The sequence below is a fragment of the Rickettsia tamurae genome (assembly GCF_000751075.1).
Lineage (GTDB): Bacteria > Pseudomonadota > Alphaproteobacteria > Rickettsiales > Rickettsiaceae > Rickettsia > Rickettsia tamurae.
In genome coordinates, this window is record NZ_CCMG01000014.1 from 87,202 (window position 1) to 100,527 (window position 13,326).

Sequence of the window (13,326 nt, forward strand, 5' to 3'; positions counted from 1 at the left end):
CGCTCGCAATGACGTTGAAATTGAGACATATGGAAATAACACATAAAAAATAAATGAACAAAAATATTTTTATTACATTATTAATATCGCTATTGCTGCTTTCCGGTTGTACCGGCGATACTTGTATTGACCCTGATGATTTCGGTTTTATCAAATTCAATGTCTCTTCTAGATATGATCCGGAAGAAATTACTTCAAGACAGGAAGATGATCAGGTAGCACCATGGCGTGATAGTGCTTATAAAGTAAACGGCTATCCTTTAACAGTTGTGGTAAGACCGTGGAGTTATATACTTGGCGATAAAAATACTTCAGGTCAGTTATCTGCATGGTGTCCATGGTATGGTCAAAAAAATAACACAACTACTTTGGCTGCTTTTTGCGTTAAGCTACAACCGTGTACTTTTTGGGATAATGCTAGACTTGATATGTGTACTCCTAATCCCGCAAATCAAAATGATGCAATGATTAGTAATGCTCCATGTATAATGACAGACGGTGTCGGGCTTTATTTTCTTATTGCTGCTAAAAATACCGATCCTAATATTTCACCGGACTCACAGCGTAAACCGCAAGGTATAACTCAGCATTTAGGGGAGCTTACTTCGAGTGTAGGCTATGAATTTTATAGTATTAGTAGTACAGGACAATTCTTGAAAGCCGGCGGTATAAATTATCAATATAAAGGTGAAGATAAGTCAAAATATGCTCAATCTCCTCTTTATTTTAAGATTATAGATAAATTTTATGATGATAATAGCGGGCAATATAGATTAGTAATAAAGTCTGGAGTTACTGATACTAGACCCGATCCGCTACAATTTTTAACGGATTTAATAAAAGGAGTATTATTTGGTAAGGATGGGATTATAAAGAAAACTTATCAACAAATAATTGATACGTCGGGTTATAGGATGAGTGTCTCGGCTATTTTAACTCTATATATAATGTTTACGGGCTTTTCCTTTTTAATAGGTAATATAAACCTTACTCATGTCGAACTTATAGTTAGAATATTAAAAGTTAGTATAGTCTCAATATTATTAAGTACGGATAAAGCTTGGACATTTTTTCATGATTATTTATTCGTATTTTTTATTGATGGGGTTCAGCAAATACTGCAAATAATTAATGAAGCTTCGGCTACCGGTCCCGGTTCTCAAAGCTTGCTTGGGTTACTTATTTCTCCTCAAACTTTATCTAAATTATTTTCTTTACTATTTGTTGATTGGCTTGGTTTTATATATATCATTCTATATTTAATAGCTCTGTATTTTATTTTCTTTCTTATATTTAAAGCTACTATTATATATCTAACCGCTCTTATAACTATCGGTATGATTATAATTATGGGACCGATATTTATTTGTTTCATGTTGTTTAATATAACTCGTTCATTATTTGAGAATTGGTTAAGACAATTAATATCATACGCATTACAGCCTATAATTTTATTTGCCGGTATCGCTTTTATTTCAATGATCATCAGAACCGAAATATATTCAACGCTTGGTTTTGCGGTATGTAAACATGATTTTCCTAATTTAGGTCCGATAAATGAAATATTCGGTAGTTTTCTTGAGGATATAGATCCAAGCCTTGGTAATTCAATATTTTATTGGTGGTTTCCCGTACCAATGAAAGGCGGTATAAATAATTTCCACAAAGCAAAGATATTAGTTCCCGAAGATCATATAATAGTAGATGATTCTTGTAAGAATGACCCTGATAAATGTAAGCATTGTGCTGCGTACGAGTGTATAGATGAACGCTATATTGAATTACCGTTTTTAGATTTAGTTAAAGATGCAAAAAGGATTAGTAATTTTATAAACGGGAAATTTGTCCAACTTGATGGGATATTACTAATTTTTGTGTCTATTTATTTGCTAAGTAAATTTAACGATACTGCTATATCGACGGCACAATTTATTGCCGGTACTTCAGGTAATTTAACAGACATACAAAAAGTTAGTCAGCAATCTTATGAATCTGCAGCGAAGCAAATGAATAGACCTCTAAGTTATGTGGCTAAGACGGTAAGTGCACCTGTAACTACCCGTGTAAGTGCGAAGTTAGAAGAAACTAGTATGTTCTTTGCTAAAGGATTTGAGGGTATAATGATGGGAAGGCTTGAAAAGCAAGCTCTCGGTTCTTCAGCAAATAAAGCCGTACAAAATGAGGTTAAGAGAAAATACGGTATAGATTCTAAAGATGTAAAAATGAATGCTATTACTGATTATGAAAATGGTATTTCAGGATTATTAAAGAATTTACCTAAGGGGAATGAATTAAAAGCAAAAGAACTATCGCAAATGAAATTTACTCAGCTTCGAGATAAAATTGCTGCAAATAAATATGGAGTAAAAGATTACGCTGCTTTAAGTAAAGAACAAAAAGCTGAGCTTGATAAGTCATTAAAAGATGCTAACTTACGTGAACTCGCTAGTGATGCGAACTTTACTAGAGATTATCAAGATGCTTATAAGCATGCTCACCAAGAAATGTCAGGGCGAGGTGTTGGTCTGTTCGGTAAGAATATAGGAGTGCTTAGAGGTTGGCAAGAGATGGAGCATTGTGTTGATACAAAACGTAAATTAAAAGAAGAAAAGCGTGTAGGTATAGGCGAAAAAATATATGCAGGTTATACAGGAATAAAAAGAGGAGCTTTAACTGCAATAGTCGGTAAAGATTTACGCGATGCTTATGAGGGTAATCTAACCAGTGCCGAATGGCATGATTTTGAATATAACGATCCAAGGCTTAGAACTTATAGCGAAAAATTAAAAGATGATGAAAAAGCACGGGAACGTGAAGAGCTTCAAATGCATATTAATAAGGAGACGCTAGCTGCTCAAGCAGATATATTATCACCGGAATATCTAGCAAGACTAGAAAAAGCAGGTAGACAGAGTGATGTAGAATATTATCAAGAATTAGCTCAAAGAAAGCTTATTCATGAGGTGCGTGGTAGGTTATTTGAGGAAGGTGATCCGGTAATGATGGGCGATAGATTTATGCGTGAGAAAGCTACTGATTCTCAGATGCGGGATATGATAGATAACGCTCATAGAAAACATGCACAATTTATAGATGAAGATCGATATACCCGTCGTCAAGAGTATTATGATATTATGCACGAGAAAGCTCAGGAAAATTTAGAGCAAACTTATAAAGAGCTTAAAGATCATTTCAAAAGAGATGATATCAAGATCGAAGAAATGCCGGCATTAATAGCACAAAAAGTTAAAGATACCGCCGAGGGAGCTGAAATAGATCAAAAGATTATGGAAGAGCTTAATAACTTTAATGCTGATGTTAAAAATTATGAGTATAGTACTGAAGTATTAAATAAAATAGAGGATAGAAAGCAAGCCATTACCGATGAAGTCAATGCTCAGATCGATCAGATTAATAAATATAGAGAAAATGCAAAAATGCAAACCTATGTAAAGCCTATAGTAAACGAGGGTAGAAAGCTAAGAAAATTAGAAGATCATTTAAGAAATATGAAGTAGAAGAGTTGGTACTGCCTAAAAAGAATTGCTTGGGGTTATCCTAGTGCTTCGATGTCATTCCCGCGGAAGCGGGAATCCAGTTACTAAAAAGTATAAACACACTAAATTTTAAAATTAAAAGCTCGATTTATCTCGCTTTTTTCTGGATTCCGTGGACAAGCCAACGGAATGACATCGAATATATACTGTTGCGGTAATACTGCTTATAAATTTCCTATTAAAACGTTTCTTCAATTTTCCCTATATTAATTAAGCTATATATTAACTAATTATTATTAAGGGGTTTATGAAGAAACAACGTACTCCTCCAAAAGAAATCAACGATCCTGACTTTGATGAAGCAGCAAAGCATTTCATCGATCTATTACTTAGAGCCGACGGCTTTAAGCCTGTTAAAACTGCAGTAGTTCATCCGATCGATAAAGAATCATTACTCGGTGCAGTTAGAGCGGCACAATTTAATGTAATAAAACCGGTCTTGATTGGTCCGCAACATAAAATTGAATCAGTAGCAAAAGTTAATAATGTCGATCTTGAGGATTATCAAGTAATTAACGTTGAGCATAGCCACGAAGCAGTAAAAAAGCCGTAGAGCTTGCGAAGAAAAGAGAAGTTGCGGCTATTATGAAAGGGGCGCTTCATACTGATGAGCTTATGTCTGCGATAGTTCATAAGGAGAATGGACTACGTACCGAACGCCTATAAGCCATGCTTTCTTAATGGCTGTTGCTACCTTTCCAAAACCGTTCATTATTACCGATGCTGCTATTAATATTCGTCCTACTCTAGAAGATAAGCGTGATATAGTGCAGAATGCTATTGATTTAATGCATATGATCAAAGAAGATAAGCAGGTTAGAGTTGCGGTATTATCGGCAGTTGAGACGGTAACTTCTGCAATTCCTACAACCCTTGATGCTGCTGCTTTATCGAAAATGGCAGATAGAGGGCAAATTACGAATGCTATAGTTGACGGACCGCTTGCGTTTGATAATGCTATATCTTTATTTGCTGCAGAAGCAAAAGGTATTAGTTCTTCGGTTTCAGGAAATGCCGATATATTAGTAGTACCCGATCTTGAATCGGGTAATATGCTTGCAAAGCAGCTAAAATATTTGGGTCAAGCGGTTATGGCGGGTATCGTTCTTGGAGCCCGTGTGCCGATTATTTTAACAAGCAGAGCCGATCCTATGGATATGCGTGTTATTTCCTGTGTACTTGCTTCATTTATTTATAATCACGCTAAGGCGAAGCTACATATCCAAGCAGGTAAATAATATGAAAGATGTTATTTTAATAGCTAATGCCGGCTCATCTAGTTTAAAAATTTCTATTTTTGAAATTCAGAATAAAAAAGTTAAAGATAAAATTTATAATATTTATTTTAGAAAAAAATGATAATAAAATATTATTTCATATAAATAAAAAACAGGAACCTGCTACCTACATTAAAGATGATGCTATTGAAATGATGATTGATCTTTTTGAAGATTGGTGGAAAAAACAGGAGAATCTCAATTTAATTACAACCGGTTACCGTATTGTTCATGGCGGGAAAAATTTTAATAAACCGGTTATTGTTAATGAAAAAGTTAGCGAAGATTTAAGAGCATTAATACCTCTAAGCCCCTTGCATCAACCTTATAATTTGCAGGTACTGGATTTATTTCTTCAAAAGTATAAAGAAATCTCGCATATAGCATGTTTTGATACGTCGTTTCATTTTACCAATCCTCCTATTACAAAAGCTTTCGGTTTACCGAAAAAATATTATGATAAAGGGATAATTCGTTACGGTTTTCATGGGTTATCATATAAATATGTTAGCAGCCATTTTAAAGAAATGACAAAAGAAGATTTACCTACAAAGACTATTATAGCTCACTTAGGAAGCGGTAGTAGTCTATGTGCTATTAAAAATGGTCTTAGTCTAACAAGTTCCATGGGCTTTAGCGTACTTGACGGTGTTATGATGGGTACAAGGACAGGTAACCTTGATCCCGGAGTAGTGTTATATCTTATCGATCATGAGAAAATGACTACGAAAGAAATAACCGAGTTATTATATAAGAAATCGGGGTTACTCGGTATGTCCGGTGAAAGCTCTGATATGCGTACTTTGCTTGCCAGTAACTCACCTGATGCTAAATTTGCTATAGATTTATTCGTGTATCGCATTGTACTTGAAATAGGTAAGTTAACTGCTGCCCTTGAGGGGGGGCTTGATTGTCTAATTTTTATTGCCGGTGTCAGACAGAATTCCGCTGTAATACGTGAAATGATTGCTGAAAAACTTTTATGGCTAGGCATTAAAATAGATGATACAAAAAACCAAAAAAAACGAGTATATAATAAGCGCTGAAAGCAGTAAGGTTAAAGTTTTCGCTGTGCCGACAAACGAAGAGCTAATCATTGCTGAGGAAGTGATGAAGTTTTTATAACACAAATTGGTTAATTTTTAATTACTTCTACCTCTATTTTTCTTTATTAACTTTTTTTGAAATAAAACATATACAACTATAGATATATTTTTAACTTAAATTTTGAGGGAAGTTATGCCGGAAGATTTTGATAAAAAGAAAGCAGAAAAACAAATAAAGGATATTAAAAACAATAAGATAAATCCATATAATGATGCAATGAAGAAAGATTCTAGAGTGAATTTATGCAGAAGCAAGTTATAGCTAAAAACGCAGCAGCAGGTTATAAGGCAGCATTAAAAATAGAGCAGCAAGCAAAAGAAGCAGGTATTAGTTTAGATAAAGATGCTATGAGACGCTTAGAGAAAATAAAAAGTCGTTATATAGAAGCTACTAAGAAAGCAGAATTTCAGAAATTTTAAAGTGATCAAGCTCATAAAACGAATCAACAAAAAGCTGAAGCATTTAGGAGTGGTGCAACAGCTGCTGCTAAAAAACAAAGAAAAGAAGATTATAGGACAGGTGGGTGGGGTAAATAATTAAATTATAATTTTATTGCATTAATTGGTACTGGCTACTATTTTAAGCGTATGTCTATACTTCACGCTACAATCTTAACAGTTTTTCCTGAAATGTTTCCTGGGACTCTAGGGCATTCTTTAGCAGGGCAAGCACTGCATAAAAATATTTGGTCATATAATGTTATTAATATTCGGGATTTCGGTTTAACTAAGCATAAAAAAATTGATGATGAGGCTTACGGCGGTGGTGACGGGCTTATAATGCGTTCTGATGTTCTAGGCAGTAGCATAGATCATGCTTTATCTTTAAATCCTAATGCTGAAATTTACTATCCTTCACCTCGCGGTAGAGTCTTTACCCAAAGCTTTGCTAAAGAGATGTTAAAAAATAAAAACCTCATATTCTTATGTGGACGTTACGAAGGGATTGACGAACGTGTAATTGAAGAGTATAATATTAAAGAAATTAGTGTAGGCGACTACATTTTATCCGGCGGAGAAATACCTACCCTTACCATTCTCGATTGCTTAATTAGACTACTGCCAGGTGTTTTAATGAATCAAAATACCTTATCTTCCGAGTCTTTTGAAGAAGACGGGGAATTTAAGGGCGGGCTTGAATGCGGTCTATATACAAGACCTGAAATTTGGCGTGATCGAGCTGTACCGAGTGTTTTGTTATCCGGTAACCACAGGCTAATTAATGAATGGAAAAAAGAGCAATCACATATGATTACTAAATTACGCCGTCCGGAGTTACTTAAAGATTTATAGAGTTAAGGAGTTAAAAAAATGAATATTATTGACCGCTTTGAACAGGAAAATATTTCAAAGCTTACTGCAAGTAAAAAAATTCCTGATTTTGAAGCCGGCGATACAGTTAAAGTAACTGTTAAAATTATTGATAGATCGATTGAGAAAGACGGTAAGGAAAAACTAACAGAAAGATTCCAAGCTTATGAAGGTGTAGTTATTGCTAAAAGAAATCGTGGTATTACTTCATCTTTCTTAGTACGTAAAATTAGCCACGGTGAAGGTGTCGAAAGACGTTTTATTACTTACTCGCCGATAGTACACTCTATTGATGTAGTAAAATACGGGGTAGTTCGTCGTGCTAAACTTTATTATTTAAGAAATAGAAGCGGTAAGTCGGCTAGAATTAAAGAGAGACATATCCCTATTGCTAAAACTAAGGCAGCAAAAGCTTAATATATTCGTAGCTCTTATGTTATTCCTGCTTTCGTAGGAATAACATGGCATATGCTCCGAATGAAGAGAGGTATACGAAGATCAACTTCAAAAAGAGCAAGGAATCCACAAGGCGAGGATTGCAGCGTATACTTAATACGTGAGAACTGCAGCTCTTGTAGGATGACGTAGCCAATTTTTGAAGTTCATAGAGTATACAACTCAAATCCCTAAAGTATCTCTATAAAGTTCAAGCATAGCGTCCTGCTCGGCAAGTTTATCTTTATCCAATTTTTTTAGTTTCAATATAGATTTCATAGCTTTAACATCAAATCCATGTGAAGAAGCATCTTGGAAAATATCTTTTACTTCTTGAGATAAATCAGCTTTTTCCTGTTCTAATCTTTCTATTTTGCTTATATATTGTTCTAATTGTTCTTTTACTACTACTTCTGACATAAAAAATCATTTAACCTTTTTGAATTTACTATATAATACAAATATAACTTTTATTCAATAAAATATATAATAATGCAAATTTATCCTTTAAGACTTTTACCTAATAAAATCGATTTTGATTTTATGAATTTTAAAAAAGTCAGCTACACTTTCTCAATTATTTTATCACTCATTAGCTTTATTTGGATCGGTATATATAAATTTAATTTCGGTATTGATTTTGCCGGCGGTATAGTTATTGAAGTAAGGCTTGATCAAGCTCCTGATTTGCCAAAAATGCGTGGGGTTCTAGGCGAGCTTGGAATAGGTGAGGTGGTCTTACAGAATTTCGGTAGTGAGCGTGATTTATCGATTAGATTCGGTAGTAGTAGCGAAGAAAATCTCATGAAAAATATTGAGTTAATTAAAGCATCTTTGCAAAGTAATTTTCCGTATAAGTTTGAATATCGTAAGGTAGATTTTGTTGGTCCGCAGGTGGGTAGACAGCTAATAGAAGCAGGGGCTATGGCGATGTTGTTCTCTTTCTTAGCGATTATGGTTTATATTTGGATGCGTTTTGAGTGGTATTTCGGTCTTGGTATACTTATCGCCTTAGTGCATGACGTAATACTTGCTCTTGGGTTTATGAGTATGACAAAGCTTGATTTTAACTTAAGTACTATTGCTGCGGTGTTAACTATTATAGGTTATTCCGTTAATGATTCGGTAGTAATATACGATAGGATTAGAGAAAATTTACGTAAATATCATAAAAAAAATATCACGGAAATTATAAATTTAAGTATTAATGAGACTTTATCAAGAACTATTTTAACGGTAATTACCACGCTACTTGCCAATTTAGCCCTTATTCTTTTTGGCGGTGAGGCAATCCGTAGTTTTAGCGTACTTGTATTTTTTGGGATAATAGCCGGTACTTATTCCTCGATTTTTATCTCTGCTCCGATACTTACAATGTTTGTTAATAGGAAGTTTAATAAAAAAGTAATAGAAAGGTAATGAATCATCATTGCGAGCAGCCGTAGGCTGCGTGGCAATCTCAGGATTTTGGCACGAGATTGCTTCGTCAAAATTTTCAATTTTTCCTCGCAATGACGTTTTTAAGCCATAACGAGAATAGTTTATGCTAAAGGAAGAAGACAAAATTTTTACTAACCTACATGGGCAGCAAAGCCATGGTTTGAAATCTAGCAAGAAGCGAGGCGATTGGGAGAATACTAAAGCTTTGCTTGATAAAGGTAGAGATTTCATCATTGAAGAGATTAAGAAATCAGGGCTTAGAGGGCGAGGCGGTGCCGGATTTTCTACCGGTATGAAATGGTCGTTTATGCCCAAAAATTCAGAGAAGCCTTGCTATTTAGTAGTAAATGCTGACGAGTCTGAGCCTGGTACGTGTAAGGACCGTGATATATTAAGGTTTGAGCCGCATAAATTAATAGAAGGTTGTTTGCTTGCAAGCTTTGCTATAGGAGCGAATGATTGTTATATTTATATTAGAGGTGAGTTTTATAATGAAGCCTCTAATATTCAGCGTGCCTTAGATGAAGCTTATAAAGAAGGGTTAATAGGAAAGAATGCTTGCGGTTCGGGCTTCGATTGTAATATTTATTTACATCGTGGGGCAGGGGCTTATATTTGCGGTGAAGAAACTGCATTACTTGAAAGTTTAGAAGGCAAAAAAGGCATGCCACGGCTTAAGCCGCCTTTTCCTGCCGGCTTTGGGTTATATGGCTGCCCGACTACTATAAATAATGTTGAGTCTATTGCAGTAGTGCCAACCATTTTAAGACGAGGAGCTAGCTGGTTTGCTGGTATAGGTAAACCTAACAATACGGGAACTAAGATTTTCTGCATATCAGGGCATGTTAACAAGCCTTGTAATGTTGAAGAAGCAATGGGAATCTCGTTAAAAGAATTGATTGAGAAATATGCCGGCGGTGTTCGAGGCGGTTGGGATAACCTTAAAGCCATAATCCCGGGTGGTTCTTCCGTGCCTTTACTTCCTAAGTCATTATGTGAAGTAGATATGGATTTTGATAGTTTAAGAACCGCAGGTTCCGGACTTGGTACAGGCGGTATTATAGTTATGGATAAATCTACCGATATTATTTATGCAATAGCAAGGCTTAGTAAATTTTACATGCATGAATCATGCGGGCAATGTACTCCTTGCCGTGAGGGTACGGGTTGGATGTGGCGAGTTATGATGCGGCTAGTTAAAGGTAATGCCAAAAAATCTGAGATAGACGAACTCCTTAACGTTACGAAAGAAATAGAGGGGCATACTATCTGTGCTTTAGGTGATGCGGCAGCTTGGCCGATTCAAGGGCTGATACGCCATTTTAGAAGCGAGATTGAGGAAAAGAGTTATAGCGTGGCTTGACTTTATCGTCATTGCGAGCGGGTCTTGTTGCGTGGATACCCAAACCGTCATGAGCTACGTAGGCGTTGTTGCATGGATCAATTTCACCTCTGTCATCCCGCGACTTGATCGCGGGATCCAGTTAAAAATACTAAAATTATTAGTATTTTTTATTGTTTTTCTGGATACCGTGGTCAAGCCACGGCATGACACCGAATGCGTTTTTCGATCCACGCAACAATACCACGCAGGAATGACATCGGCAACTCTGCAGTAATAGTCTTCCACGAGAACGACATAGGTAAGAGCCATGTAACAAATATTATTTATAAATAATTAAGAGATTATGCAAACAGATAATACAAAATCAAACACTAATAAAACAGCTAAGCAAGAGTGGGGGTCTTTTGCTTTTGTAATATGCATCGCTTTACTTATTAGAATACTTATTATGGAGCCGTTTACCGTTCCGACCGGTTCTATGAAGGCAACCATACTTGAGAATGACTATATATTTTCTACGAAATATAGTTATGGTTATAGTAATTATTCTTTATCTTTTTTTGATTTTATTCCTCTTTTTAAAGGGCGAATATTTGCTCGTGAACCGGAGCGTGGCGATATTGTAGTTTTTCGTCCGCCTAACGATATGAGTGTTAGATATATAAAACGTTTAATAGGGCTACCCGGCGATAAAATTCAATTGATTGATGATGTAATATATATTAACGATAAAAAAATAGAACGCACGGAAGTTGGAACTTATATAAGCGAAGAGGGAATAAAATATTTGAAGTTTAAAGAAACACTGCCAAACGGTAGAACATATTTTTCTTATAAGCTTGCTCCTATTTTTGGCGTTATATATAATGATAGATACGGTAATACGGATGTTTTTTATGTACCTGAAGGGAAATATTTCTTTTTAGGGGATAATAGAGATCAGTCAAATGATAGTAGAGTAAATCTTGGATTTGTACCGTTTGAAAATTTTATTGCTAAAGCACAATTTATTTGGTTCTCAACAAAAATAACTTGGTGGGATAATGATATAGGAGTTATTAATCTAGTACTAAAGTTAAAGCCATGGATTGAATCTGTTAGGTTAAATCAAATTTTCAGAAATCTTTATAACACGGATGAGTAATGGAATCATTTGAGAAGTTAGAAAAGCTACTTAGCTATAGTTTCAAAAATAAAGAGCTTTTAATAGAGGCGTTGAGTCACCCGTCTTTAAGGCAGCATCACGAGTACAAGGATGATAAAGATTATGAACGATTAGAGTTTCTAGGTGATGCCGTATTAAATTTAGTAATCACGGAAATTTTATTTAAGAATTTTGCAAATTATAATGAGGGAAATTTAGCTAAAATTAGATCATATTTAGTTTGCAAAGAAACAATATGTATGGTTGGGGCTAAGCTTGCTTTAAAAGATTATATAATTATGACTCATGGGGAAGAAGTAGCAGGCGGGCGTGATAATCCTAATAATATAGAAAATGCTACGGAAGCTTTGATTGCATCTATATATCTTGATAGTGATATTGAAACAACCCATAATATTATCGGGAAATTATGGGAAGAATTTATAAAAGTTCAGAATTTAACGGATTATGACCCAAAAACTGCTTTACAAGAATGGGCTCAAGCTAGTGATCATCACCTACCTATATACCGTCTGATAAAAAGAGAAGGAGCCGCCCATTCATCGACTTTTACGGTTCTTGTAAAAGTAAAAGATTATGAACAAACAGGCGCTGGTCACTCGATAAAAGAAGCAGAGAAAAACGCAGCACGAAGTTTATTGCATAGACTTAAAAATGACTAATAGACATCTTTCCAAACCAACTTATAGAGAGGAATTTAAAGGAGACACGGAATGCAGCACCGCAGCGTACACACTAGTATGTGAGGATGCGAGTACTGGGTCGACGTCTAAATTACCTCTAGAAGTGAAGTTTGGGAAGATGTCTAATCAGAAAACGGTATCGGTTTGTATAATCGGACGACCAAATAGCGGGAAGTCGACTTTGTTAAACAGAATAATCGGTGAGAAGCTTTCAATCGTTACCCCAAAAGTTCAAACGACTAGGTCAATTATTACCGGTATTATTACCTTAAAAGATACGCAGGTAATTTTATACGATACGCCCGGTATATTTGAGCCGAAAGGAACGCTTGAGAAGGCGATGGTCAGATGTGCTTGGTCTAGTTTGCATAGTGCGGATTTAGTTTTGTTAATTATTGATAGTTTAAAACCGTTTGATGATGTAACGCATAATATTTTAGATAAGCTTCGCTCACTTAATATTGTTCCGATATTTTTATTGAACAAAATAGACATCGAATCAAAATATCTAAATGACATTAAAGCTTTTTTAACGGAAAATCATCCTGATAGCTTGCTTTTTCCTATATCTGCTTTATCGGGCAAAAATATTGATGGATTACTTGAATATATAACAAGTAAGGCAAAAATTTCTCCTTGGCTTTATGCGGAAGACGACATAACGGATTTACCTATGCGTTTTATTGCAGCAGAAATTACAAGAGGGCAGTTATTTTTAAATTTGCAGCAAGAACTCCCTTATAAATTAACCGTACAAACCGAAAAGTGGGAAGAGCTTAAAGACAAATCCGTAAAGATTAATCAAGTTATAGTAGTCTCAAGAGAGAGTTACAAAACTATAATACTCGGTAAAAACGGTTCTAAAATTAAAGAGATAGGAGCAAAATCCCGAATGCAAATGGAGAGGTTTTTTGGATCTCCTGTTCATTTATTTTTGTTCGTTAAGGTGCGTGAGTTGTGGGAAAATAATCAAGAATTTTATCAATATATGAAGATATAAAGCTGTC

General features: G+C 35.1%; 12 protein-coding genes and 2 pseudogenes. 12 read left to right on the top strand and 2 right to left on the bottom strand.

The window, feature by feature from the left end; genetic code table 11:
* Nucleotides 1-53 precede the first annotated feature (53 nt).
* The 7 genes and pseudogenes from MB29_RS05050 (at nt 54) to rplS (ending at nt 7,668) form a co-directional block, all read left to right on the top strand.
* Nucleotides 54-3,518, top strand: coding sequence for a TrbL/VirB6 family protein (locus MB29_RS05050; RefSeq protein WP_032139317.1), 3,465 nt, complete (start codon nt 54-56; stop codon nt 3,516-3,518).
* Between the two features lie 304 nt (nt 3,519-3,822).
* Nucleotides 3,823-4,795 (top strand): annotated as a pseudogene (locus tag MB29_RS08595) (phosphate acetyltransferase); the annotation flags it as partial.
* A 1-nt stretch (nt 4,796) separates the two neighbouring features.
* Nucleotides 4,797-5,959 (top strand): annotated as a pseudogene (locus tag MB29_RS08600) (acetate/propionate family kinase).
* A gap of 114 nt (nt 5,960-6,073) precedes the next feature.
* Entirely contained in the window at nt 6,074-6,202 is a 129-nt protein-coding gene (locus tag MB29_RS13475) for a hypothetical protein (RefSeq protein ID WP_023507302.1), read from the top strand.
* On the top strand, nt 6,184-6,360 hold the full coding sequence (locus MB29_RS11685; protein ID WP_215426241.1) for a hypothetical protein: 177 nt from the start codon (nt 6,184-6,186) through the stop codon (nt 6,358-6,360). Before MB29_RS13475 ends, MB29_RS11685 begins: the two co-directional genes overlap by 19 nt.
* Nucleotides 6,361-6,528: 168 nt before the next feature.
* Nucleotides 6,529-7,233, top strand: coding sequence for a tRNA (guanosine(37)-N1)-methyltransferase TrmD (trmD, locus tag MB29_RS05075; protein WP_032139318.1), 705 nt, complete (start codon nt 6,529-6,531; stop codon nt 7,231-7,233).
* Between the two features lie 18 nt (nt 7,234-7,251).
* Nucleotides 7,252-7,668, top strand: a complete 417-nt coding sequence (gene rplS, locus MB29_RS05080) for a 50S ribosomal protein L19 (protein ID WP_032139319.1) — start codon at nt 7,252-7,254, stop codon at nt 7,666-7,668.
* 201 nt (nt 7,669-7,869) lie between these two features.
* On the opposite strand, the gene MB29_RS05085 is transcribed toward rplS, so the two are convergent.
* The gene (locus tag MB29_RS05085; protein WP_004996682.1) at nt 7,870-8,106 is read right to left on the bottom strand and encodes a DUF2312 domain-containing protein; all 237 of its coding nucleotides are present in this window, start codon (nt 8,104-8,106) and stop codon (nt 7,870-7,872) included.
* A 72-nt stretch (nt 8,107-8,178) separates the two neighbouring features.
* Between MB29_RS05085 and secF the strand changes: the two genes are divergently transcribed.
* Both secF and nuoF read left to right on the top strand, forming a co-directional pair.
* A complete protein-coding gene (gene secF, locus MB29_RS05090) occupies nt 8,179-9,105 on the top strand; it encodes a protein translocase subunit SecF (protein WP_032139320.1) in 927 nt (308 codons plus the stop codon).
* A 124-nt stretch (nt 9,106-9,229) separates the two neighbouring features.
* Nucleotides 9,230-10,489 (top strand): NADH-quinone oxidoreductase subunit NuoF, encoded by a 1,260-nt coding sequence (nuoF, locus tag MB29_RS05095; RefSeq protein WP_032139321.1) that lies wholly within the window; start codon nt 9,230-9,232, stop codon nt 10,487-10,489.
* Between the two features lie 54 nt (nt 10,490-10,543).
* Here nuoF and MB29_RS10365 read toward each other — a convergent pair whose 3' ends face one another.
* The gene (locus MB29_RS10365) at nt 10,544-10,702 is read right to left on the bottom strand and encodes a hypothetical protein (protein ID WP_215426256.1); all 159 of its coding nucleotides are present in this window, start codon (nt 10,700-10,702) and stop codon (nt 10,544-10,546) included.
* Between the two features lie 112 nt (nt 10,703-10,814).
* Here MB29_RS10365 and lepB point away from each other — a divergent pair, with 112 nt between their 5' ends.
* From lepB to era, 3 genes are read left to right on the top strand one after another with little or no spacing between them, the layout of a single operon-like run.
* Complete coding sequence (gene lepB / locus MB29_RS05100) at nt 10,815-11,615, top strand: signal peptidase I (protein WP_008581015.1); 801 nt, start codon at nt 10,815-10,817, stop codon at nt 11,613-11,615.
* Complete coding sequence (gene rnc / locus MB29_RS05105) at nt 11,615-12,298, top strand: ribonuclease III (protein WP_032139322.1); 684 nt, start codon at nt 11,615-11,617, stop codon at nt 12,296-12,298. Before lepB ends, rnc begins: the two co-directional genes overlap by 1 nt.
* Nucleotides 12,291-13,319 carry a GTPase Era gene (gene era, locus MB29_RS05110; protein ID WP_084686887.1) on the top strand — a complete coding sequence of 343 codons (1,029 nt, stop codon included), beginning with the start codon at nt 12,291-12,293 and terminating at the stop codon, nt 13,317-13,319. The genes rnc and era overlap by 8 nt, the downstream gene beginning before the upstream one ends.
* Nucleotides 13,320-13,326 lie beyond the last annotated feature (7 nt).

What these genes read in the sequence shown, in the direction of transcription:
- MB29_RS05050 (WP_032139317.1), top strand. Translation starts at nt 54, where the DNA reads ATGAACAAAAATATTTTTATTACATTATTAATATCGCTATTGCTGCTT.
- MB29_RS13475 (WP_023507302.1), top strand. Translation starts at nt 6,074, where the DNA reads ATGCCGGAAGATTTTGATAAAAAGAAAGCAGAAAAACAAATAAAGGAT.
- MB29_RS11685 (WP_215426241.1), top strand. Translation starts at nt 6,184, where the DNA reads ATGCAGAAGCAAGTTATAGCTAAAAACGCAGCAGCAGGTTATAAGGCA.
- trmD (WP_032139318.1), top strand. Translation starts at nt 6,529, where the DNA reads ATGTCTATACTTCACGCTACAATCTTAACAGTTTTTCCTGAAATGTTT.
- rplS (WP_032139319.1), top strand. Translation starts at nt 7,252, where the DNA reads ATGAATATTATTGACCGCTTTGAACAGGAAAATATTTCAAAGCTTACT.
- MB29_RS05085 (WP_004996682.1), bottom strand. Translation starts at nt 8,106, where the DNA reads ATGTCAGAAGTAGTAGTAAAAGAACAATTAGAACAATATATAAGCAAA.
- secF (WP_032139320.1), top strand. Translation starts at nt 8,179, where the DNA reads ATGCAAATTTATCCTTTAAGACTTTTACCTAATAAAATCGATTTTGAT.
- nuoF (WP_032139321.1), top strand. Translation starts at nt 9,230, where the DNA reads ATGCTAAAGGAAGAAGACAAAATTTTTACTAACCTACATGGGCAGCAA.
- lepB (WP_008581015.1), top strand. Translation starts at nt 10,815, where the DNA reads ATGCAAACAGATAATACAAAATCAAACACTAATAAAACAGCTAAGCAA.
- rnc (WP_032139322.1), top strand. Translation starts at nt 11,615, where the DNA reads ATGGAATCATTTGAGAAGTTAGAAAAGCTACTTAGCTATAGTTTCAAA.
- era (WP_084686887.1), top strand. Translation starts at nt 12,291, where the DNA reads ATGACTAATAGACATCTTTCCAAACCAACTTATAGAGAGGAATTTAAA.